Annotated in this window: 21 protein-coding genes; 17 read left to right on the forward strand and 4 right to left on the reverse strand. The window is 72.2% G+C overall.

All coding sequences use genetic code 11. From position 1 onward, the window contains the following. Nucleotides 1-68: 68 nt before the first annotated feature. Entirely contained in the window at nucleotides 69-1439 is a 1371-nt protein-coding gene (locus tag HDG68_RS14780) for an isochorismate synthase (RefSeq protein WP_172153407.1), read from the reverse strand. Between the two features lie 55 nt (nucleotides 1440-1494). Here HDG68_RS14780 and HDG68_RS14785 point away from each other — a divergent pair, with 55 nt between their 5' ends. Continuing rightward, nucleotides 1495-2193 carry a demethylmenaquinone methyltransferase gene (locus HDG68_RS14785; RefSeq protein WP_172153408.1) on the forward strand — a complete coding sequence of 233 codons (699 nt, stop codon included), beginning with the start codon at nucleotides 1495-1497 and terminating at the stop codon, nucleotides 2191-2193. A 141-nt stretch (nucleotides 2194-2334) separates the two neighbouring features. On the opposite strand, the gene HDG68_RS14790 is transcribed toward HDG68_RS14785, so the two are convergent. Next, complete coding sequence (locus HDG68_RS14790; RefSeq protein WP_172153409.1) at nucleotides 2335-2505, reverse strand: hypothetical protein; 171 nt, start codon at nucleotides 2503-2505, stop codon at nucleotides 2335-2337. A gap of 244 nt (nucleotides 2506-2749) precedes the next feature. Here HDG68_RS14790 and HDG68_RS14795 point away from each other — a divergent pair, with 244 nt between their 5' ends. From HDG68_RS14795 to HDG68_RS14870, 16 genes are all read left to right on the forward strand, one after another. Continuing rightward, nucleotides 2750-4063: a geranylgeranyl reductase family protein gene (locus HDG68_RS14795; protein WP_172153410.1), complete on the forward strand. Its 1314-nt coding sequence runs from the start codon at nucleotides 2750-2752 to the stop codon at nucleotides 4061-4063. A gap of 61 nt (nucleotides 4064-4124) precedes the next feature. After that, nucleotides 4125-4487, forward strand: a complete 363-nt coding sequence (locus HDG68_RS14800) for an NADH-quinone oxidoreductase subunit A (RefSeq protein WP_172153411.1) — start codon at nucleotides 4125-4127, stop codon at nucleotides 4485-4487. Between the two features lie 62 nt (nucleotides 4488-4549). Beyond that, nucleotides 4550-5101, forward strand: coding sequence for a NuoB/complex I 20 kDa subunit family protein (locus HDG68_RS14805; protein WP_172153412.1), 552 nt, complete (start codon nucleotides 4550-4552; stop codon nucleotides 5099-5101). Next, on the forward strand, nucleotides 5098-5865 hold the full coding sequence (locus tag HDG68_RS14810; protein ID WP_172153413.1) for an NADH-quinone oxidoreductase subunit C: 768 nt from the start codon (nucleotides 5098-5100) through the stop codon (nucleotides 5863-5865). Before HDG68_RS14805 ends, HDG68_RS14810 begins: the two co-directional genes overlap by 4 nt. After that, a complete protein-coding gene (locus tag HDG68_RS14815; protein ID WP_172153414.1) occupies nucleotides 5862-7214 on the forward strand; it encodes an NADH-quinone oxidoreductase subunit D in 1353 nt (450 codons plus the stop codon). The genes HDG68_RS14810 and HDG68_RS14815 overlap by 4 nt, the downstream gene beginning before the upstream one ends. After that, a complete protein-coding gene (gene nuoE / locus HDG68_RS14820) occupies nucleotides 7211-8062 on the forward strand; it encodes an NADH-quinone oxidoreductase subunit NuoE (RefSeq protein WP_172153415.1) in 852 nt (283 codons plus the stop codon). The genes HDG68_RS14815 and nuoE overlap by 4 nt, the downstream gene beginning before the upstream one ends. Continuing rightward, nucleotides 8055-9389, forward strand: a complete 1335-nt coding sequence (nuoF, locus tag HDG68_RS14825) for an NADH-quinone oxidoreductase subunit NuoF (protein WP_172153416.1) — start codon at nucleotides 8055-8057, stop codon at nucleotides 9387-9389. Before nuoE ends, nuoF begins: the two co-directional genes overlap by 8 nt. Continuing rightward, nucleotides 9389-11977 (forward strand): NADH-quinone oxidoreductase subunit G, encoded by a 2589-nt coding sequence (locus tag HDG68_RS14830; protein WP_172153417.1) that lies wholly within the window; start codon nucleotides 9389-9391, stop codon nucleotides 11975-11977. Before nuoF ends, HDG68_RS14830 begins: the two co-directional genes overlap by 1 nt. Continuing rightward, complete coding sequence (gene nuoH, locus HDG68_RS14835; RefSeq protein WP_172153418.1) at nucleotides 11974-13320, forward strand: NADH-quinone oxidoreductase subunit NuoH; 1347 nt, start codon at nucleotides 11974-11976, stop codon at nucleotides 13318-13320. The genes HDG68_RS14830 and nuoH overlap by 4 nt, the downstream gene beginning before the upstream one ends. Beyond that, complete coding sequence (gene nuoI, locus HDG68_RS14840) at nucleotides 13317-14096, forward strand: NADH-quinone oxidoreductase subunit NuoI (protein WP_172153419.1); 780 nt, start codon at nucleotides 13317-13319, stop codon at nucleotides 14094-14096. Before nuoH ends, nuoI begins: the two co-directional genes overlap by 4 nt. Next, entirely contained in the window at nucleotides 14093-14929 is an 837-nt protein-coding gene (locus HDG68_RS14845) for an NADH-quinone oxidoreductase subunit J (protein WP_172153420.1), read from the forward strand. The genes nuoI and HDG68_RS14845 overlap by 4 nt, the downstream gene beginning before the upstream one ends. Further along, entirely contained in the window at nucleotides 14929-15228 is a 300-nt protein-coding gene (nuoK, locus tag HDG68_RS14850) for an NADH-quinone oxidoreductase subunit NuoK (RefSeq protein ID WP_172153421.1), read from the forward strand. The genes HDG68_RS14845 and nuoK overlap by 1 nt, the downstream gene beginning before the upstream one ends. 10 nt (nucleotides 15229-15238) lie before the next feature. Further along, nucleotides 15239-17170 (forward strand): NADH-quinone oxidoreductase subunit L, encoded by a 1932-nt coding sequence (nuoL, locus tag HDG68_RS14855; RefSeq protein ID WP_172153422.1) that lies wholly within the window; start codon nucleotides 15239-15241, stop codon nucleotides 17168-17170. 13 nt (nucleotides 17171-17183) lie between these two features. Next, nucleotides 17184-18797, forward strand: a complete 1614-nt coding sequence (locus tag HDG68_RS14860; RefSeq protein WP_425483769.1) for an NADH-quinone oxidoreductase subunit M — start codon at nucleotides 17184-17186, stop codon at nucleotides 18795-18797. Then, a complete protein-coding gene (gene nuoN, locus HDG68_RS14865; RefSeq protein WP_172153423.1) occupies nucleotides 18794-20491 on the forward strand; it encodes an NADH-quinone oxidoreductase subunit NuoN in 1698 nt (565 codons plus the stop codon). Before HDG68_RS14860 ends, nuoN begins: the two co-directional genes overlap by 4 nt. Nucleotides 20492-20534: 43 nt before the next feature. Beyond that, nucleotides 20535-21581, forward strand: coding sequence for a polyprenyl synthetase family protein (locus HDG68_RS14870; protein ID WP_343037607.1), 1047 nt, complete (start codon nucleotides 20535-20537; stop codon nucleotides 21579-21581). A 6-nt stretch (nucleotides 21582-21587) separates the two neighbouring features. On the opposite strand, the gene HDG68_RS14875 is transcribed toward HDG68_RS14870, so the two are convergent. Then, nucleotides 21588-22097 carry a prepilin peptidase gene (locus HDG68_RS14875; protein WP_246254046.1) on the reverse strand — a complete coding sequence of 170 codons (510 nt, stop codon included), beginning with the start codon at nucleotides 22095-22097 and terminating at the stop codon, nucleotides 21588-21590. A 73-nt stretch (nucleotides 22098-22170) separates the two neighbouring features. Beyond that, on the reverse strand, nucleotides 22171-22482 hold the full coding sequence (locus HDG68_RS14880) for a DUF192 domain-containing protein (protein WP_343037610.1): 312 nt from the start codon (nucleotides 22480-22482) through the stop codon (nucleotides 22171-22173). Nucleotides 22483-22892 lie beyond the last annotated feature (410 nt).

The following is a 22892-nucleotide window of genomic DNA, read 5'->3' on the forward strand; positions in this document are numbered from 1 at the left end:
GCACGTCAACCTGCCGATCCGGGGAGGGAGTGCCGATCGGACTCGTCGGCGGGCGAGGTCCTCGTGCCTCAGCCGCCGAGGGCCCAGCGCATGGGGACCAGCTTCGCCTCCGACTCCGCCAGCTCCGCCGCCGGGTCCGAGGCCGCGACGATCCCGCACCCGGCGAACAGACGCACGTGGTGCGGGTCGTCGGCCAGCTCGGCGGATCGCAGCGCGATGCCCCACTCGCCGTCGCCGTCCGCGCCGACCCAGCCCACCGGCCCGGCGTACCGGGAGCGGTCCATGCCCTCGATCTCGCGGATGAGGTCGCGGGCCGCGACCGTGGGGGTGCCGCACACCGCCGCCGAGGGGTGCAGTGCGGCGGCGAGCGTCAGCGAGCTCGACCGGGCGCCCGGGTCCAGGACGGCGGTGACGTCGGACGCCAGGTGCATGACGTTCGGCAGGTGCAGGACGAACGGGGCGTCCGGGACGTTCATGGAGGAGCAGAACGGTTCCAGGGCGCGAGCCACGGAGGACACCGCGAACTCGTGCTCCTCGAGGTCCTTGGAGGACCGGGCAAGCTGCGCCGCGTGCAGCAGCGCGTCGTCGTCGCTCATCCCCGCCTCCCGCCGGATGGTGCCCGCGAGCACGCGAGAGGTGACCAGCCCCTTCTCGCTGCGCACCAGCAGCTCCGGCGTCGCGCCCACCATCCCGGCCACCGAGAAGGTCCAGCACGAGGTGTAGGACTCGGCCAGCCGGCCGAGCAGCCAGCGCGGGTCGACGGGCCGCTCGGTGGTCGCCACGACGTCGCGGGCCAGGACCACCTTCTCCAGCTCGCCGGCGCGGATGCGGGCGATGCCCTCGGCGACGACCTCGGGCCAGTCGCGGGCGTCGACGGCGCCGTCGCGCATCTCGACGCGCCCCGGGGAGGTCACGGGCGCGCGGTCGGTCCGGTCCAGCACGGCCGCGCCGGGCGCGTCGAGCGTGCCGCCCGGCGAGATCGTGGTCAGCCAGGTGACCCGCCCGCGGCGCCCGACGACGACGCGCGGGACGACGAGCGAGCCCTGCGGCCGGGCGCCGTCGAACGACTCGCCGGTGCCGCCGTCGTCGAACGCGAACGTCCCGAACGCGACCGGTCCGGTGCCGGGCAGGCCGACCTCGTCACGCACGACGGCGTGGGCGAGCGTCGCGCGCCAGGCCTCCTCGGCGTCGGCGAACCGGCCCGGGCCGAAGGTGTCGAGCCGCAGTGCCTCGCCCCAGCCGACCAGACCGTCCCCGCGGCGCACCCACGTCAGCGGTCGGGTGTCGGGGAGCAGGTCGACCAGGGCGGTCGGGCCGCCGGGCAGCGGGTCGATGCGGGTGGTCCGCACCACGAGCGGGCGTGGCTCGACGGCGGGGGACGGCGTGCCGGCGGACGCGCCCGACGACGGGACCGGCGCCGGGTAGGGCGTGGCGGACATCGGGTTCAGCCTACGCCGACGGCGAGGCCCGGGCGGGTCGTGGCACCATGACGCCATGTCCCGCGCCAGCCTGGAGAAGAAGCCCGCCGAGGTCGCGTCGATGTTCGACGGCATCGCCGAGCGCTACGACCTGACGAACGACCTGATCTCCCTGGGCCAGGACCGGCGCTGGCGTCGTGCCACGGTGGCGGCGGTGGGTGCCGGCCCGGGCGACCGGGTGCTGGACCTGGCGGCGGGCACCGGCACGTCGAGCGAGCCGTTCGCGGACGCCGGCGCCGTCGTCGTGCCGTCCGACTTCTCCCAGGGCATGCTCGCGGTCGGCAAGTCCCGCCGCCAGGAGCTGCCCTTCGTCGCGGGGGACGCGACCCGGCTGCCGTTCGCGGCGGCGTCGTTCGACGCGGTGACGATCAGCTTCGGGCTGCGCAACGTCGTCGACACCGCCGCGGCGCTGCGGGAGATGCTGCGCGTGACCCGGCCGGGCGGCCGGGTGGTGATCTGCGAGTTCTCGCACCCGACGTGGGCGCCGTTCCGGACCCTGTACATGGAGTACCTGATGCGGGCGCTGCCCGCCGTGGCCGGGACGGTCACCCGGGACAAGGGCTCCTACGACTACCTCGCCGAGTCGATCCGCGCCTGGCCCGACCAGGAGGCGCTGGGCCGGCTGCTGCTGGAGGCCGGCTGGGGACGGGTCGGGTACCGGAACCTGTCCGGCGGGATCGTGGCGCTGCACCGGGCGACACGCCCGCGCGACTGATCCTGCGGTCCGGCGACGGAGCCGCCGACGGGTGCTGTCCCCCGAAGGACTCGCTGCCCCGTTGCGGGCATGAAATATGCGGCCCCGGACCGGTCCAGGGCCGCATATTTCATGCCCACAACAGGGCAGGGGTCGGGCGGGTCAGGCCTTGGCGACCTTCTCCTGGACCTCGGTGACCTTCTCCTGGACGCGCGGGTCGTTCCAGGTGTCGACCGCGAGCTGCTTGGCCTGCTCGAGCTGTTCGCGACCCTTCTCGGTGCCGAGGTAGTACCCCAGGGCGAGGCCGGCGACCAGTGCGGTGAACGCCTTCATGTCGATTCCTCCTGCGGATCGGTGGCTGTCTGCGGACGGGAGCTGCTGCGTCTCAAGACCGTATGCCGTGACCTGCCCGGACGCCACCCTGCGGGGTGGAGTGGCGCGCATCGGTGCAGCAGGGAAGGCTTGCCTTCCTACACAGGGGTCCATGAACGTGGTTAGAGTGACCGCAGAACGTTGTGAGCGAGTTCACAAGGATCTTCGGCGACGGAGCCGGGGTCTCACTTCACGGAGGTGAGCAGTGCGAGCAGGCCAGCGCGACGATGCCGACGTCATCGTCGTCGGTGCAGGTCCGGCCGGGGCCTCGACCGCTCATTGGTGCGCCTCCGCCGGCCTCGACGTGCTCGTGCTCGAGAAGTCCGCGTTCCCGCGCGACAAGGTGTGCGGCGACGGGCTCACGCCCCGGGCCGTGGCCGAGCTCGCCCGCATGGGTGTGCCCACGGACCCCGACGACGGCTGGATCCGCAACGAGGGCCTGCGTGTCGTCGCCGGCGGCCGTTCCTGGGAGCTGGCCTGGCCCGAGCTGACCACCTACCCGGGCTACGGAATGGCCCGGTCCCGGATGTCGCTGGACCACAGGCTGGCCCAGCACGCGCAGGCCTCGGGCGCCAAGGTCGTCGAGCGGACCAAGGTCACCGGCCCGGTCCTCGACGAGCGCACCAGCCGGGTGGTCGGCGTGACGGCGCAGCCGTTGGACGGCCGCGGCCGTGCCGACGGTCCGGGCCGCACCTACCGGGCTCCCGTCGTCGTCGCGGCCGACGGCGTCTCCTCGCGGTTCGCGACGGCGCTCGGCATCGTGCGCCGCGACGACCGCCCGCTGGGGACCGCGGTGCGCACCTACTTCCGCACCGAGGGCACGGCCCGCCAGGACGACTCCTTCATGGAGTCCCACCTGGAGCTGTGGGACGGCACGCCCGGCGCGTCGAACCTGCTGCCCGGCTACGGCTGGATCTTCGCGCTCGGCGACGGCACGGCAAACGTGGGTCTGGGCTCGGTGAGCTCGACGCCGGCCCGGCAGTCGGCGAACGGGCACGACTACCGCGGGCTCCTGCAGACGTGGATGCGCAACACCCCCGCCGAGTGGGGGTTCACGACGGAGAACCAGGTGGGACCCGTCCGCGGGGCAGCGCTGCCCATGGGTTTCAACCGCACGCCGATGTACCGCGACGGGGCACTGCTCGTCGGGGACTCGGCCGGGACGGTCAGCCCGTTCAACGGCGAGGGCATCGCCTACGCCCTGCAGGCCGGCCGGGTCGCCGCGGAGGCCATCGCCCAGGCCCGCACGCGCCTGGGCGATGACGCCCGCGAGCGCACCCTGGAGTCCTACACGGACCGGATGCGGGCGGACCTGGGCGGGTACTACACGCTGGGCCGGTGGTTCGTGCGGCTCATCGAGCACCCCGCGGTGATGCGGGTGTGCGTGCGCTACGGCCTGCCGCGCCCGGTGGTGATGCAGTTCGTGCTCAAGCTGCTCTCGGACTGCTACGAGCCGCACGGGGGCGACTGGGTGGACCGGGTGATCGCGGGCCTGACGAGGGTGGTGCCCAAGGCGTGACGAGCACCGCAGTGGCACGAGGGAGTGACGCGGACGTGAGCTGGACCGGCGAGGAGATGCGATGAGCAACCCGTACGTCCCGGTGCTGATCCTGCTGGGGATCGGCGCGGTGCTGGCCCTGGGCGGCGTGGCGGCGAGCGCCGTCATCGGACCGAAGCAGTACAACCGCGCCAAGCTCGACGCCTACGAGTGCGGGATCGAGCCGACGCCGCACGCGACGGGCGGCGGTCGGCTGCCCATCAAGTACTACCTGGTCGCGATGACGTTCATCGTCTTCGACATCGAGGTCGTGTTCCTCTACCCGTGGGCGGTGGACTTCGCGGTCCTGGCCGGGTTCGGGCTGGCGGCGGTGCTGATCTTCCTGGTGCTGATCACCATCCCGTTCGTCTACGAGTGGCGGCGCGGCGGGTTCGACTGGGTCTAGACAGCACGTTCGGCAAGGGCGCCGGGTGAACACCGGTGCCGGTACCTCAGGAGGGAGGGCACATGGGACTGGAGGAGGCTCCGTCGGGTTTTCTGCTGACGACGATCGAGGATCTCGCGGGATACCTGCGCAAGTCGTCCGTGTGGCCCGTGACGTTCGGTCTGGCGTGCTGCGCCATCGAGATGATGGCGGCGGGCGCCTCGCGCTTCGACCTGTCGCGGTTCGGCATGGAGGTGTTCCGTGCCTCGCCGCGGCAGGCGGACCTGATGATCGTGGCGGGCCGGGTGAGCCAGAAGATGGCCCCGGTGGTGCGTCAGGTCTACGACCAGATGAGCGAGCCGAAGTGGGTGCTGTCGATGGGGGTGTGCGCCTCCAGCGGCGGGATGTTCAACAACTACGCGATCGTCCAGGGCGTGGACCACGTGGTGCCGGTCGACATCTACCTGCCGGGCTGCCCGCCGCGGCCGGAGATGCTGATCAACGCGATCCTGGCGCTGCACCAGCAGATCCAGGACTCGCCGATGGGCGTCAACCGGGTCGAGGCGGCGCAGGCGGCCGAAGCAGCGGCGATGGAGGCGACGCCGACGTCGCAGATGCTGGGGATGCTGCGGTGAGCGAGGACCGGGGCCCGCAGGAGGGCGCGACGACGGAGGTCGACCGTCCGGGCGGTGGTCCGACGGCGGAGGTCGTCGGCGAGCGCACCGGCATGTTCGGGGTGCACGGTTCGGGCGACACCTCGGGGTACGGCGGCCTGACCCGTCTCGTGACGCTGCCGCCGGCGGCGACGCGCCCGTACGGGAGCTGGTTCGACGACGCGGTGGACGTGCTGGCCGAGGTGCTCGTCGAGGCGGGCGTGGCGTTCGACGACGCGGTCGAGCGGGTGGTGGTCACCGACCCGCGCCGTCCTGTCGAGGGGGAGGGCCCCAGCCGGGACGCGGAGCTGACGCTGCACGTGGCCCGGGAGCACGTGGTGGCCGTGTGCCGTGCGCTGCGCGACGACCAGGACCTGCGTTTCGAGCTCTCCCTGGGCGTCTCGGGCGTGCACTACCCGGAGGACGCGGGCCGTGAGCTGCACGCGGTCTACCACCTGACGTCGGTGACGCACGGGCGGCGGCTGCGCCTGGACGTGGCCTGCCCGGACGCGGACCCGCACCTGCCGACGACGACGGCGGTGTACCCGGCCAACGACTGGCACGAGCGCGAGACGTGGGACTTCTTCGGGATCGTGTTCGACGGGCATCCCGCGCTGGCCCGCATCGAGATGCCGGACGACTGGCCCGGTCACCCGCAGCGCAAGGACTATCCGCTCGGTGGGATCCCCGTGGAGTACAAGGGCGCCACGGTGCCGCCGCCGGACGAGAGGAGGCGGTACTCGTGACCGCACCCGCCCACGACGCCCCGCACGCGACGCGGCCGGCGGCCGACGACTACGGACCCGGGGTGGCCGGGTTCGAGGCCTCGGGCGGCGACTGGGACGAGATCGCCCGCGAGGCGATCGGTGAGGAACGCATCGTCGTCAACATGGGCCCCCAGCACCCGTCCACGCACGGGGTGCTGCGCCTGATGCTGGAGATCGACGGCGAGACGGTGACCGAGGCCCGCTGCGGCATCGGCTACCTGCACACCGGCATCGAGAAGAACATGGAGTTCCGCACCTGGACGCAGGGCACCACCTTCTGCACCCGGATGGACTACCTGGCGCCGCTGTACCAGGAGGCGGCGTACTGCCTGGGCACGGAGCGCCTGCTGGGCATCACCGACGACGTCCCGGAGCGCGCGAACGTCATCCGCGTGCTGATGATGGAGCTCAACCGGGTCGCCTCCCACCTGGTGTGCCTGGGCACGGGCGGCAACGAGATGGGCGCGACGACGATCATGACGTTGTCGTTCACGGCCCGCGAGGAGATCCTGCGCATGTTCGAGGCCGTGACCGGCCTGCGCATGAACCACGCCTACATCCGCCCGGGCGGTGTGGCCCAGGACGTCCCGGAGGACTTCACCGAGCACATCCGCGAGCTGCTGCCGAGCCTGCGCAAGTACCTGGCGATGCTGGGCGACCTGATGCTCGCCAACCCGATCTTCAAGTCCCGCCTGACGGGTGTCGGCGTGCTGAACCTGTCGGGGTGCTTCGCGCTCGGCATCACGGGGCCGGTGCTGCGCTCGGCCGGGCACCCGTACGACGTGCGCAAGGCGTTCCCGTACTGCGGCTACGAGGACTACGACTTCGACGTCCCGACCGACACGGCGGCGGACTGCTACTCGCGGGTGGTGCTGCGCATCGAGGAGTGCTACCAGTCGCTGCGCATCGTCGAGCAGTGCATGCGGCGGCTGGACGAGACGCAGGGCGCCCCCGTGATGGTGGCGGACAAGAAGATCGCCTGGCCGGCCCAGCTCGCGGTGGGCCACGACGGGCAGGGCAACTCCCTGGACCACATCCGCCACATCATGGGCACCTCGATGGAGGCCCTCATCCACCACTTCAAGCTGGTGACGGAGGGCTTCGGGGTGCCCGCGGGGCAGGCGTGGCAGACGGTGGAGCACCCGCGCGGCGAGCTCGGGGTGCACCTGGTGTCCGACGGCGGCACGCGGCCGTACCGGGCGCACTTCCGTGACCCGTCGTTCAACAACCTGCAGGCCGTGTCGGTGATGTGCGAGGGCGGCCAGGTGGCCGACGTCGTCGTCTCCGTCGCGTCCCTGGACCCGGTGCTGGGAGGGGTGGACCGATGACGGCCGAACCGGTGGGCGCGCGCTCGCGCACGGGGTACGACGCCGAGACGCTGGCCGCGCTGGTGGCCGACGCGGAGCAGATCCTGGCCCGCTACCCGGATCCGCGCTCGGGCCTGCTGCCGCTGCTGCACCTGGTGCAGTCGGTGGACGGGTACGTCAGCCGGGACGGGATCATCTTCTGCGCGGAACAGCTGGGGATGACGGCGGCCGAGATCTCCGCGGTGGCGACCTTCTACACCCAGTACAAGCGCCACCCCAACGGCGAGTACACGGTGGGGGTGTGCACCAACACGCTGTGCGCGGTGATGGGCGGGGACGCGATCTTCGACCGCCTGGCCGACCACCTCGGCGTCGGGCACGACGAGACCACGCCGGACGGCTCCGTCACGCTGGAGCGCGTCGAGTGCAACGCCGCCTGCGACTACGCACCCGTGGTCATGGTCAATTGGGAGTTCTTCGACAACCAGACCCCGGACTCGGCCGCCGAGCTGACCGACCGGCTGCGCGCCGGCGAGACCGTCGCCCCGACGCGCGGCGCCGCCTCGGTGTGCTCCTTCAAGCAGATGTCCCGCGTGCTCGCGGGGTTCGACGACGGCCGCGCCGACGAGGGCGTCGGGGCCGGCGGACCCACGCTGGAGGGCCTGCGGCTCGTGCGGGCGGCCGCGGCCGTCGACGACGCGCCCGGCACGCCGGGCACGCCCGCCGCGGCGACCTCGGACCGGCCGGGCGCCGAGGTGCCGCCCGAGACCGGCACCGAGCAGTCGAGCGCCGAGCGCAGGCCGACGACGCCGTCGGACGACACGGGACCGGCGGGCCCGGCCGACCCGGAGGAGGGTGACGATGACTGAGCTGATGGCGGCCCTGACCGACACCTGGGACGCCGAGAACTCCTGGAAGCTGTCCACCTACGAGGCCGCCGGCGGCTACGAGGGTCTGCGCCGCGCCCTGCGGACCGACCCGGCCGACCTGGTCCAGATGGTCAAGGACTCCGGCCTGCGCGGCCGCGGCGGCGCCGGGTTCCCCACCGGCATGAAGTGGGGGTTCCTGCCCGAGCCCGACGGCGGTCCCCGTTACCTCGTGGTCAACGCCGACGAGTCCGAGCCGGGCACCTGCAAGGACATCCCGCTGATGATGGCCAGCCCCCAGCACCTGGTCGAGGGCGTCGCGATCACGAGCTTCGCGATCGGCTGCCACCACGCGTTCATCTACGTGCGCGGCGAGGTGCTGCACGTGTACCGGCGGCTGCTCGCCGCCGTGCGCGAGGCGTACGCCGCCGGGCACCTGGGCCGCGACATCCACGGTTCCGGCTACGACCTCGAGGTCACCGTGCACGCCGGGGCCGGCGCCTACATCTGCGGCGAGGAGACGGCGCTGCTCGACTCCCTGGAGGGTCGCCGCGGCCAGCCGCGCCTCAAGCCGCCCTTCCCCGCCGTCGCCGGCCTCTACGCCCGCCCGACGGTGGTCAACAACGTCGAGTCCATCGCCTCCGTCCCGGGCATCGTGACCCACGGAGCCGACTGGTTCTCCTCCCTCGGCACCGAGAAGTCGTCCGGGCACGGACTGTTCTCCCTGTCCGGTCACGTCACCCGTCCGGGGCAGTACGAGGCCCCCCTGGGCATCACGCTGCGCGAGCTGCTCGACCAGGCCGGCGGCGTCCGCGCCGGCCACCAGCTGAAGTTCTGGACCCCCGGCGGCTCGTCCACGCCGATCTTCACACACGAGCACCTCGACGTCCCCCTCGACTACGAGTCCGTCGGCGCCGCCGGCTCCATGCTCGGCACCCGCGCGCTGCAGATCTTCGACGAGACCACCTGCGTGGTGCGGGCCGTGAGCCGCTGGACCGACTTCTACGCCCACGAGTCGTGCGGCAAGTGCACCCCGTGCCGCGAGGGCACCTACTGGCTCAAGCAGATCCTGCACCGCATCGAGGCGGGCGACGGCGAGGAGACGGACCTCGACCTCCTGCTCGACCTGTGCGACAACATTCTCGGCCGGGCGTTCTGCGCCCTGGGGGACGGGGCGACGTCGCCCATCACCTCGTCCATCCAGTACTTCCGGACCGAGTACGAGGCCCACCTGGGCGGGCGAGGCTGCCCGTTCGACCCGGCCCGGTCCACCCTGTTCGACGACACGCCCCAGGCGCCCCCGGCGCTCGCGGGCGCGGGAGGCCACTGATGACCGCCACCACCGACAAGCCGGCGGCCGCACCCCCGGTCGAGACGGTGACCTGCACGATCGACGACGTCGAGGTCACCGTCCCGAAGGGCACGCTGGTCATCCGCGCCGCCGAGCAGGTGGGCATCCAGATCCCGCGGTTCTGCGACCACCCGTTGCTCGAGCCGGCCGGCGCGTGCCGCCAGTGCCTGGTCGAGGTGTCCATGCCCGACCGGGAGGGCAACCTGCGCGCCATGCCGAAGCCGCAGGCCTCGTGCACGATGACGGTCACGCCCGGCATGGTGGTCCGCACCCAGCACACCTCGCACGTCGCCGACAAGGCGCAGCAGGGGGTCATGGAGCTGCTGCTCATGAACCACCCGCTGGACTGCCCGGTGTGCGACAAGGGTGGCGAGTGCCCGCTGCAGAACCAGGCGATGACCAACGGGCGCGGCGACACGCGGTTCGTCGACGTCAAGCGCACCTTCCCCAAGCCCATCGAGGTCTCCTCGCAGATCCTGCTGGACCGGGAGCGCTGCATCCTGTGCCAGCGCTGCACCCGGTTCAGCGAGGAGATCGCCGGCGACGTCTTCATCGACCTGCAGGAGCGCGGCGCGGAACAGCAGATCGGCCGCTTCGACGAGGAGATCCTCGACTTCGCGCCGCCGTCCGGTCAGGACCGTGCCGACTCCGCGGTCGACGTCCCGCAGGGCGTCGCCCTGCCCGACACCTCGGGTCAGCCGTTCGCGTCGTACTTCTCGGGCAACACCGTCCAGATCTGCCCGGTCGGGGCGCTGACCGGCGCGAAGTACCGGTTCCGGTCGCGGCCCTTCGACCTGGTCTCCTCGCCGGCGATCGGGGAGCACGACGCCTGCGGCTCGGCGATCCGCGTGGACCACCGGCGCGGCAAGGTGATGCGCCGGCTGTCGGGGAACGACCCGGCGGTCAACGAGGAGTGGATCACCGACAAGGACCGGTTCGCGTTCACCTGGCAGGCCGCGGACGACCGGATCACGACGCCGATGGTCCGCGAGGACGGCGCACTGCGCCCCGCCTCGTGGGTGGAGGCGCTGGACGTGGCGGCCCGCGGGCTCGCCGCGGCGCGGGACTCCGGCGGCGTCGGCGTGCTGCCCGGCGGACGGCTCACGGTCGAGGACGCGTTCGCCTGGTCGCGGTTCGCGCGCACCGTGCTGGGCACCGACGACGTCGACCAGCGGGTGCGGGTGCACTCGGTCGAGGAGGTCGACTTCCTGGCCCACGCGGTGGCCGGCACCGGCGTCGGCGTGACGTTCGCCGACCTGGAGAAGGCGCCCGCCGTGCTGCTGGCCGGGCTGGAGGCCGAGGAGGAGGCCGGGGTCACGTTCCTGCGGCTGCGCAAGGGCGTCAAGGCCGGTGCCCGGGTCTTCTCGGTCGCCCCCTTCACGTCCCGCGGCCTGGCCCGGCTCGACGGCACCCTGCTGCCGGCCGCACCCGGGACCGAGGCCGAGTGGCTCGGCACGCTGGCCGCGCAGGCCGCCGGCGACCTGGTCCCGGCGTCGGCGGACCGCGAGACGCTGGAGGACGTCGCCGGTGCGCTCGGCGCCGAGGGCGCCGTCGTGCTGGTGGGCGAACGGCTGGCCGGCGCGCCGGGAGCCTACGCCGCGGCGCTGCGGCTCGCCGAGGCCACCGGGGCGCGGATCGCCTGGATCCCCCGCCGCGCGGGGGAGCGCGGCGGCGTCGAGGCGGGCCTGCTGCCGGGTCTGCTGCCCGGTGGACGCCCCCTGACCGACGCCGGGGCCCGCGCCGAGGTCGCGGCCGCGTGGGGGGTGGACGACGCCGCCCTGCCGCAGGCCCGCGGCCTGGACACCGTGGGCATCCTCGATGCGCTGAGCGTCGGGCAGCTCGCCGGCGCCCTGGTCGGCGGCGTCGAGCTCGCCGACATGCCCGACCCCGAGCACGCCCGCCGGGCGCTGCGCGCCGCCGGGTTCGTCGTCTCCCTGGAGGTGCGGGCCTCGGAGGTCACCGAGCTGGCCGACGTCGTCCTCCCGGTCGCCCCGCCCGTGGAGCGTGCCGGGTCGTACTGGAACTGGGAGGGCCGGGTGCGTCCCTTCGCCGCGGCGCTGGACTCCACCGCGCTGACCGACCACCGGGTCCTGGACGCGCTGGCCGCCCAGCTCGGCGCCACGCTCGGCGCCGCCGACCCGGTGCAGGCGCACCGGGCGATCGCGGCGCTGCGACCCTGGCACGGGGAGCGGGCGCCCGCCCCGCAGCAGACCACCAGCGACCCGCCCGCCGTGCCGGCCGGCACCGCGGTGCTCGCCGGCTGGCGCCTCCTCCTCGACGACGGGCGGATGCAGGACGGCGAGCCGTTCCTGGCCGGTACCGCCAAGACGCCGGTGGCGCGGATGAGTGCCGCGACCGCCGCCGGGTTCGACGTCTTCGACGGCGACCGGGTCACGGTGTCCACCGACCGGGGAGCGATCACGGTGGCGGTCGCCATCACCGAGATGGTCGACCACGTCGTGTGGCTGCCCCTCGCCTCGCGGGGCTGCCGGGTGCACGACGCCCTCGGCGTCAGCCCCGGCCAACCGGTCCGGGTCGCCCCCGCCGAGAAGGGAGGGGACGCATGATCCCCGGGGTCGCCGCCGACTTCTCCGCCGATGCCCTGTGGGTGTCGGCGATCAAGGCCGTGCTCATCATCGTCTTCCTGCTGACCAGCGTCCTCTTCGCGATCTGGTTCGAGCGCAAGCTCGTGGCGCGCATGCAGCTGCGCCCCGGCCCCAACTGGCACGGCCCGTTCGGGCTGCTGCAGTCCCTGGGCGACGCGATGAAGCTGCTGCTCAAGGAGGACGTGACCGTCACGAACGCCGACCGGCGCGTCTACCTGCTCGCCCCGATGATCTCGGTGCTGTGCTCGCTGCTGGTGTTCGCCGTCATCCCGTTCGGGCCCAACGCGACGATCCCGTTCACGGACTTCAGCACGCCGCTGCAGCTCACGGACTTCCCGGTCGCCGTGCTGTACGTGCTCGCGTGCGCCTCGATCGGCGTGTACGGCATCGTGCTGGGCGGCTGGTCCTCGGGCTCCACGTACCCGCTGCTGGGTTCGGTGCGCTCCAGCGCCCAGGTCATCAGCTACGAGCTGGCCATGGGCCTCAGCCTGGTCAGCGTGTTCATCATGGCGGGGTCGATGTCGACCTCCACGATCGTGGAGTCCCAGACGAGCATCTGGTGGTTCGTCCCGCTGGCACCGGCGTTCGTCATCTACATCATCTCCATGGTCGGCGAGACCAACCGGCTACCGTTCGACCTGCCCGAGGCCGAGGGCGAGCTGGTCGGCGGATACATGACCGAGTACTCGTCGATGAAGTTCGCCTGGTTCTTCCTGGCGGAGTACATCGCCATGATCAACGTCTCCGCCGTGGCCACCACGCTGTTCCTCGGTGGCTGGCGGGCGCCGTGGCCGCTGTCGCTCATCAACGACGGCATGTTCAACACCGGCTGGTGGCCGCTGCTGTGGTTCCTGGCCAAGGTGTGGCTGCTCATGTTCTTCTTCGTGTGGGTGCGCGGCACGCTGCTGCGGCTGCGCTACGACCAGTTCATGGTGTTCGGCTGGAAGGTGCTCATCCCGGCCGGATTGGTCTGGGTGGTCGTCCTCGCCGGATTCCAGTACGCGGGCCTCGTCGGGATCACGCGCACGCAGATGATCGTCGCGATCGTCGTGGCCGCCGCCGTCGTGCTGGCCCTGCTGTGGCTGTGGCCCCAGAAGAAGGAACCCGAACCACCCGGTGGGACGGGCGCCGACGGCGGGTTCGACGCGTTCGCCGGCGGGTACCCCGTGCCGCCCCTGCCCGGGCAGTCGCTGCCGCCGTCGCCCCGCGCACGGCGCAGCGTGGCGCCGGCCGAGGACGCCGGAGCAGCCACCGCCACCCGGGTCGCACCCGACGCCGTCGACGAGGACGAGGAGACGCGATGACCGAGCCGTACGAGTCGCAGCGACCCAAGAAGGGGCCGATCGGCGAGCTGTTCGCCCCGGTGGCCGGGTTCGGCGTGACGTTCTCGTCGATGTTCAAGCCGACCGTCACCGAGCAGTACCCGCGCAGGAAGACCCCGCCGCAGACCCGGTACCACGGGCGACACCAGCTCAACCGGTACGCCGACGGGCTCGAGAAGTGCATCGGCTGCGAGCTGTGCGCGTGGGCGTGCCCCGCCGACGCCATCTACGTCGAGGGTGCGGACAACGCCGAGGCCGTCGCCGGCTCGCCCGAGGCGCACATGAGCCCCGGCGAGCGCTACGGCCGCGTCTACCAGATCAACTACCTGCGCTGCATCTTCTGCGGGCTCTGCATCGAGGCGTGCCCCACCCGCGCGCTGACGATGAGCAAGGACTACGAGATCGCCGGTCCGACCCGCGCGGGCATGATCTACGAGAAGCAGGACATCCTCGCGCCGCTCGCCGAGGGCATGCTCGCCGCGCCGCACCCGATGGTCGAGGGCACCACCGACACCGAGTACTACCGCGACGAGATCTCCGGCCCCACCCAGGAGCAGGTCGACTGGGTGCGGGAGCACCGGCCCGACGACGACACGCTCGCCGCGGCCGCCGCCGTCGTCACCGGGGACGCCCCGAAGCCCACCCCGTCCCAGCACGAGCTGCGTCCCGACCAGGACCGTGCCGTGGCCACCCGGGCCGCCGCCACGCAGTCGTCCGTCGACGTCCGCCCGGTGCAGACCGAGGAGGCCCGCCCATGACCGTCTCCGGCGGCGAGACCGTCCTGTTCTGGGTGATCGCCCCGCTCATGGTGATCGCCGCGTCGGGACTGCTCGTGGTGCGTCGCGCGGTGCACGCCGCCGTCTGCGTCGTGTTCGTCATGATCTCCCTGGCCGTGCTGTACGTGGCCCAGGAGGCGCCGTTCCTCGGAGCGGTGCAGGTGGTCGTCTACACCGGCGCCGTGATGATGCTCTTCCTGTTCGTCCTGATGCTGGTCGGCGTCGACTCGGCCGACTCCCTGACCGAGACCATCCGGGGCCAGCGCTGGATCGGGCTGCTGCTCGGCCTCGGGCTCGCCGTCGTGCTCTGCGGGGTGGTCGCGAGCGCGACGTTCCGCCAGCCGGTCGGGCTGGCCGAGGCCAACGCCGTGACCAACCCCGTGGCCCTCGCCCGGGTGCTCATGGAGCACTACGTGGTGGCGATGGAGGTGGTCGGCATCCTGCTGGTCACCGCAGCCCTCGCCGGGCTGGTGCTCACCCACCGCCGTCGGCTCGGCGCGAAGCCCAGCCAGAAGGCGCTCGCGGAGGCCAAGGTCGCCGAGCTCCCCACCGGCCGCACGCTCACCCCGCTGCCGGCGCCCGGCGTGTACGCCCAGCACAACGCGATGGACGCCCCGGCGCTCGACCCGGAGGGCCGGCCCATCGAGAAGTCCGTCTCGAGGGTGCTGCGCATCCGCGGGCAGGAGCGCTCGGCCACCGAGCTGCTCACGGCGGAGGAGACGCTGGTGCGCCGCGAGCTGGAGCGGCCCGACGACCCGGTGCCGAGCGTCGGGCCGGCCAGCGGTACCGACGGCGACGGGGGAGGGGCCCGCTGATGGAGCTGACCAACTATCTCTACCTCGCGGTGATCCTGTTCGCGCTGGGGGCGACGACGGTGCTGCTGCGGCGCAACGCCATCGTGGTGTTCATGGGCATCGAGCTGATGCTCAACGCCACCAACCTGGCCCTGGTGACGTTCGCGCGGATGCACGGCGACATCACCGGTCAGGTGCTCGCGTTCTTCGTGATGGTCGTGGCCGCCGCGGAGGTCGTGGTGGGTCTGGCGATCATCGTGACGATCTTCCGTGCCCGGCGGTCGGCCTCGGTCGACGACGCGAACCTGCTGAAGAGCTGAAGGGGCGACGATGACGACGCAGACCCTGTCCCTCGCGCCCTGGCTGGTGGCGACACCGCTGCTCGGGGCGGCGCTGCTGCTGCTCGTGGGCCGCCGCAGCGACCGCTGGGGCCACTGGATCGGCGTGCTGGCCTCGACGGCGACGTTCGTGATCGGCCTGGTGATCCTCCTGGCGATGCTGGCCCTGCCCGCCGAGGAGCGCACCGCCGACCACGTGGTCACGACCTGGCTGGACGCCGGCGGGCTGAGCGTGGACCTGGGCTTCCGGGTGGACCCGCTGTCGATGACGTTCGTGATGCTGGTGACGTTCGTCGGCACGCTCATCCACGTCTACTCGGTGGCGTACATGTCGCACGACCGCGACCGGCGCCGGTTCTTCGCCTACCTGAACCTGTTCGTCGCGGCGATGCTGCTGCTGGTGCTGGCCGACAACTACCTGCTGCTGTTCGTCGGCTGGGAGGGCGTGGGCCTGGCCTCGTACCTGCTCATCGGGTTCTGGGACCACCGGCTGCCCAACGCCGTCGCGGGCAAGAAGGCGTTCCTCATGAACCGCGTCGGCGACATGGGGCTCATCGTGGCGATGATGCTCATGGTCGCGACCTTCGGGACCCTGAGCTTCGCCGGCGTCCACGAGGCGGCCTCCGGTGCTAGCCAGGGCACGACGACGGCGATCGGCCTGATGCTGCTGCTCGCGGCCTGCGGCAAGTCGGCCCAGCTGCCGCTGCAGGCGTGGCTCGGGGACGCGATGGCCGGCCCGACGCCGGTCTCCGCGCTGATCCACGCCGCCACGATGGTCACGGCGGGCGTCTACCTGCTGGTCCGGTCGGGGCCGATCCTCGAGGTCGCCCCGGACGCCCAGCTCGTGATCGCGATCGTCGGCACGCTGACCCTGCTGTTCGGGGCGATCGTCGGCTGCGCGAAGGACGACATCAAGAAGGCGCTCGCCGCCTCGACGATGTCGCAGATCGGCTACATGATGCTGGCCGCCGGGCTGGGACCGGTCGGGTACGCGTTCGCGATCTTCCACCTGGTCACCCACGGCTTCTTCAAGGCCGGGCTGTTCCTCGGCGCCGGCTCGGTGATGCACGCGATGGACGACGACGTCGACATGCGCCGGTTCGGCGGTCTGGCCCGGCTGCTGCCGGTCACGGCGATCACGATGGGGCTGGGCTGGCTGGCGATCCTCGGGGTGCCGCCGTTCTCCGGCTTCTACTCCAAGGACAAGATCATCGAGACGGCGTTCGTCGGCGAGGGCTGGCAGCCGTGGGTGTTCGGCTTCGCCGCCCTGCTCGGCGCGGGGATCACCGCGTACTACATGTCGCGGCTGGTGTTCATGACGTTCGCGGGACGACGCCGCTGGTCCGGCGAGTCCGGCGGCGACCTGCCCGAGCGGCACCCGCACGAGTCCCCGGCGCTGATGACGTGGCCGATGATCATCCTGGCCGTCGGTTCCGTCGGCCTCGGGTTCTTCCTGAACGCGGGGGACCGGCTGGTGCACTGGCTGGAGCCGGTCACCGGCCACACTGAGGGTTCAGGGCACCACGAGCCGGTGCTGGCGGTGCCGGTCATCATGACGCTCACGCTGGTGCTCGTGGTCGTCGGTGCCGCGCTGGCGTTCTGGCAGTACGCGACGCGCCCCGTGTCGACCGAGCCGCCGGCCGCCCCGGCGCTGGTGCGGGCCGCGCGGGTGGACCTGCACCAGGACGACGTCAACGAGACGTTCGTGATGCTGCCCGGGCAGTACCTGACGCGGTCGATGGTGTTCGCCGACCGGACCGCGGTGGACGCCGGCTGGCTGGGGCTGGCGGGCGGCATCGGCCGGCTCGGGACCTGGCTGCGCGGGATGCAGTCGGGGTACGCGCGGCAGTACGCGGCGATCACGCTCGGCGGGCTCGGGGTGATCGTGCTGGTGGTCTGGCTCGTGTCGGGCACGGCGAGCTGAGGGTGTGGAAGGGATGACGATGTCGACATTTCCCTGGCTGACGGCGCTGGTGGTCTGGCCGCTGGTCGCGGCCCTGGCCACGGTGCTCACCGGCGTCGGGCGCGGGCGTCCGGCGTCGGGCGCCGCCACCGGTGGCGGGACGTTCAGCGCCGGGACCGCGCGCACCGTCGCCCTGACCGGTGCGCTGGTCGAGGTGGCGCTGCTGGTGGGTGCGTTCCTCGCCTTCGACACGGGGGCGGCGGGCACCCACCAGCTCACCGAGACGTACTCGTGGATCCCGGCGCTCGGCGCGAGCTACGCCGTCGGCGTCGACGGGGTGGCGCTGCTGCTGGTGGCCCTGTCGGTGGGTCTGGTGCCGCTGGTGATCCTCGCGGCGTGGCACGAGCAGGGCGGCGACCACGTGCGGCTGCGCCGCTACCTGGCGACCGTGCTGGTGCTGCTGAGCTTCATGGTGCTGGTGTTCACCGCGCGCGACGTGTTCCTGTTCTACGTCGTCTTCGAGGCGATGCTGATCCCCGCCTACTTCCTGGTCGGCGGGTTCGGGCAGGGCGCCCAGCGCCGGTACGCCGCGGTGAAGTTCCTGATCTTCTCGCTGGCGGGCGGGCTGGTCATGCTGGCCGCCGTCATCGCCCTGTACCTGCAGGTGCCGGTGGACGCCGCGACGGGGCTGCGGCCCGAGGACGCTTTCCTCACCGACAACCTGACGGGGCTGGCGCTCGACCCGACGGCCGAGCGACTGATGTTCTGCGCGTTCTTCCTCGCCTTCGCGATCAAGGCGCCGATGTTCCCGGTGCACACCTGGCTGCCGGACGTCACCCAGAACGCCACGCCGGGCACGTCGACGCTGCTGATCTGCGTGCTGGACAAGGTGGGCACGTTCGGGATGCTCACCCTGTGCCTCCCGCTGTTCCCGGAGGCCAGCCGGTGGGCCGCGCCCTTCGTGGTGGTGCTCGCCGTCATCTCGATCCTCTACGGCGCGGTCCTGGCGATCGGGCAGACCGACGTGCTGCGCCTCATCGGCTACACCTCGGTGTCCCACTTCGGGTTCATCATCCTGGGGATCTTCACCTTCACGTCGCTGGGCATCTCCGGGTCGAGCTTCATGATGCTCAACCACGGGATCTCCACCGGGGCGCTGTTCCTGCTGGCCGGGTTCGCCATCGCCCGGCACCCGCGCCGCAGCCAGCAGATCGCCGACTACGGCGGCATGAAGACCGTGGCCCCGGTTCTGGCCGGCACGTTCCTGGTGGCCGGCCTGTCCGCCCTGGCCCTGCCCGGTCTGGCCACGTTCGTCTCGGAGATCATGGTGTTCCTGGGCTCCTACGGCCGTTGGCCGGCCGCCGCGATCGTCGCCGTGCCCGCCGTCGTGCTCGCCGCCGTCTACGTGCTGCTGACGTACCAGCGCATGTTCACCGGGCCCCTGGGTGCCGACGTCGTCGGCGCGAAGGACCTGGGTGGCCGTGAGAAGACGGTCGCCGGCGTGCTGGTGGCCGCGCTGGTCGTGCTGGGCCTGGTGCCCGGGCCGGCGCTCGACTACGTCCGTGAACCCGCGTCGGTCTCCGTCGAGCTCGTCGGCGCGACCGATCCGGAACCCGTGCTCGGCGCGGCAGAGGGGAGCGAGCAGTGAACGAGTTCGTCGCACCGGAGATCGACTGGATGGTCCTCACGCCCGTCCTCGTCGTGCTCGGCGCGGGCGCGGTCGGGGTGCTCGTCGAGGCGTTCGTCCCGGCCCGGGCCCGCCGCACCACCCAGCTCGTGCTCACCCTCGCCGCCCTGCTCGCCTCGCTGGTCTGCGTCGGGCTGCTGTGGGACCGCGTGACCATCGACGGTTTCGCGCTCGTCGTCGACGGCACGTTCCTGCTGACGCCGTTCACGCTGGGTGTCCAGGCCGTCGTCGGCGTGCTCGCGATCCTCGGCGTGCTGGTCATCGCCGACCGGACCCGGACCGGGCAGGACGCGTTCGCCCCCACGGCGGCCGCCGTGCCGGGCACCGCCTACGAGGACGCCGCCGAGCGCGCCGGCCTGGAGCAGACGGAGATCTTCCCCCTGGCGCTGTTCGCGACCGGCGGGATGCTCCTCTTCCCCGCCACGGACAACCTGATCGTGCTGTTCATCGCGCTCGAGGTGCTGTCCCTGCCGCTGTACGTGCTGTGCGCGACGGCCCGCCGTCGTCGCCTGCTCAGCCAGGAGGCCGCGTTCAAGTACTTCCTGCTCGGCTCGTTCGCCAGCGCCCTGATGCTGTTCGGCATCGCCCTGATCTACGGGTTCGCGGGCACCGTCAGCCTGGAGACGGTCGGGTACGTGCTGCAGCACCCCAACAGCACGGTGCTCGCCGACATGCCCGAGCTGGTCCTGGCGGGTGTGCTGCTGGTGACCGTCGGGCTGCTGTTCAAGATCGGCGCCGCGCCGTTCCACACGTGGACGCCGGACGTCTACCAGGGCGCGCCCACGCCGGTCACGGCGTTCATGGCGGCCTGCGTCAAGGCGGCCGCGATCGGCGCGATGGTGCGCGTGGTCTTCACGCTCGCCGCGGGCCTCGACGAGCCGCTGCGCGCCGACCTCGAGGCCGCGCTGTGGGTGGTGGCGATCCTGACCATGCTGGTCGGCACCGTCGCCGGTGCCGTGCAGACCGACGTCAAGCGGATGCTCGCCTACTCCTCGATCGCGCACGCCGGGTTCCTCGTGGTGGCGATGGTCGGCTTCTCCGAGGTCGGTTCCGCGGCGGTGCTGTTCTACGTATTGGCCTACGGTCTGGCGACGCTCGGCGCGTTCGCCGTCGTGACGCTGGTGCGCGAGCAGGACCGGGACGGCGTCGTCCTCGGGGAGGCCACGCACCTGTCGCAGTGGGCCGGGCTCGGCCGCCGCTCGCCCTGGCTCGCGGCGGCGTTCTCGGTCTTCCTGCTGTCGATGGCCGGCATCCCGCTGACCGCCGGGTTCATCGCGAAGTTCGAGGCGTTCTCGGCGGCCGTCGACGCGGGCGCGTGGCCGCTGGCCGTGCTCGGTGTGCTCGCCTCGGCGGTGGCGGTGTTCTTCTACGTCCGGCTCATCGTGCTCATGGTGCTCACCCCGCCGGTGGAGGACGGGGAGGTCCTCGCGGCGCAGGCGGCGTCCGACGACGGTGCTCCGGCGGAGGGCGGTGCCGGGACGCTGACCGCGGCCCGCGAGGCCGTCCGGGCGTCGGTCGTCGTCGTGTCGTCCCGCGGGCCCGCCGTGGTGGCGATCACGCTCTGCGTGGTCGGCGTGGTGCTGCTGGGCCTCCTGCCGGGGCCGGTGCTGGACTGGGCGCAGCAGGCGGCGACGTTCCGACCGATCGCTCCGTGAGCCCGGTTCGGCCCCGGACCGCGGAAAAAGATAGGTTCGGACCGTGACAGGTCCTCACTCCGCTCCGGCTGCCGCCGCCGTGCCGACGTTCCCGACCGGCGTGCCGCTGAAGGACGCCGCTCTGGCCGACCGTATCGGCGGGCGCCTCGCGCAGGTCGACGCCGTGCTCGACCAGGCCGTGGCCTCGACCGACGCCCTGGCCGACGACGCCGGCCGGCACCTGGTCGCGGCCGGCGGCAAGCGGTTCCGTCCGCTGCTGACGCTGCTCGCCGGCGAGCTCGGGGACGGCGCGAACCCCCAGCTCGTGGATGCTGCCGTCGTCGTCGAGCTGACGCAGGTCGCCTCGCTCTACCACGACGACGTCATGGACTCCGCGCCAGTGCGCCGGGGTGCGCCCGCCGCGCACACCGTGTGGGGCAACACGGTCGCCATCCTCGTCGGCGACCTGCTGTTCGCCCGGGCCTCCGCCCTGGTCGCCGGTCTGGGACCGGAAGCCGTGGTGCTGCAGTCGCGGACCTTCGAGCGCATGTGCCTCGGCCAGCTCCACGAGACCACCGGCCCGGGTGCCGGCGACGACCCGGTCGAGCACTACCTGCAGGTGCTCAGCGACAAGACCGCCTCGCTGCTGTCCACCTCGGCACGCCTGGGCGCGATGTTCGGCGGCTGCCCGGAACCCGTGGTCGAGGCCGCCGCGGCCTACGGCGAGAAGGTGGGTCTGGCGTTCCAGCTCGCCGACGACGTGCTCGACATCGCCTCGTCCGGCACCGAGTCCGGCAAGACCCCCGGGACGGACCTGCGCGAGCACGTGCCGACCATGCCGGTGCTGCTGCTGCGTCAGCGCGTGGACCGCGGCGAGGGGACGGCGTCGGACACCGACCTGCTCGCGCGCCTGGACGGCGACCTGTCCGACGATGCCGCGCTGGCCGCCGTCGTCGCCGACCTGCGCGAGCACGCGGTCCTCGCCGAGACCCGCGAGCTCGCGGTGCGCTGGGCCCGCGAGGCGGCCGCCGAGCTCGAGCCGCTGCCCGACGGGCCCGTCAAGGAGGCGCTCACCGACCTCGCGACGGCGCTGGCCGACCGCACCGTCTGAGCGCGCTCACGCCAGCACGCGTGCCGCCGTCAGGGCGACGGCGGCACCCGCCAGCATGAACGGGCCGAAGGCGATGGCGGTCTTGCGGGTCGCGCGGCCGGTGACGATGAGCGCGAGGCCCACCACACCGCCGATGAGGAACGGCAGAACCGCGGTGCCCCAGAGGACGGGCCATCCGAACCACGCCGTCACCATGCCGAGGGGGAGGGCCAGCTTGACGTCCCCGAAGCCGAGGCCACTGGGGTTGACCACGTGCAGCAGCAGGTAAGCGGCGCCCAGCGCGGCACCACCGAGCATGCTTCGCCAGAGAGCCTGGAGATCGCCGGACGCCAGTCCGGCCGTCGCGAGCAGGACCGCGACGGCCCCGGTCATCGGCAGACTGATGACGTCGGGCAGTCGGTGCGTGCGCAGATCGATCACGTACAGGGGGACGGCGGCGATCGCGGCCACCAACAGGGCTGCCGTCGACCAGCCCGGGCCGCTGACCCACCAGGCCCACGGCACGGTGAGGATCATCCCGACGGCGGTCGCGCGACGATGGGGTGCGATCTCCGCTCGGACGCGTGCCCACCAGGGCGCGGTGTGCACGCTACGGCTCGTCATGCGGTTCCTCGTTGCTGACGTGGACGGTGTCGCCCACGGCCAGACCCCAGGAGCTGAAGCTCCCTTCGGGTGCTTCCAGGACGGCGACGACGTCCCGCCGGGGCCTCGTGAGACGCCATGGTCGGAGCACGAGCGTCCGGACCACGGTGCGGTCCGAGTCGACGAGTGCGACGTCGAGGGACGTGGTCATCCCCGCACCGTGCACGGAGTTGCAGGGTGTGAGCAGCAAGGCCGACGGAAGTCGCCGGCGGAAGAGCATCCCGCGGGCGCGACGCGCCCAGGTGTCGGCGACCTCCACCGGTGCGACGACGGCATGGTTGATCGTGAGGTGTGGCAATGGGCTGCTCCGTCCTGATGACCGCCACCAGATACGATCTCACTCTTCGGGACGATAGCCATCGATCGTCCTCATCGTGGGACGGTGTTGCTGCTGAATTTAGTCCCTTTCGTCTGTTGTGCGGGCCGAGATCCGGCTCGACGGCGCCACACGGAACCTTGATGTCGAGTTCTCGGCGGATCGATGATCACTCCGGGCAACTTCGATGCGCTATCCTCACGCGTCGGCATCTTGTGACGCAATGAACAGGGGAAAGGCAGCGTAGTGCGAATTGTCGCCGTGGGAGCGCCCGAGGGTGTCAACCCCGCGCTCAGGACTGCCCGATCCTCCTTGGTGCATGTGGTCGAGGCCATCGGCGGTCTCACGGGCGA

Source organism: Isoptericola chiayiensis (genome assembly GCF_013149805.1).
Taxonomy (GTDB): domain Bacteria; phylum Actinomycetota; class Actinomycetes; order Actinomycetales; family Cellulomonadaceae; genus Isoptericola; species Isoptericola chiayiensis.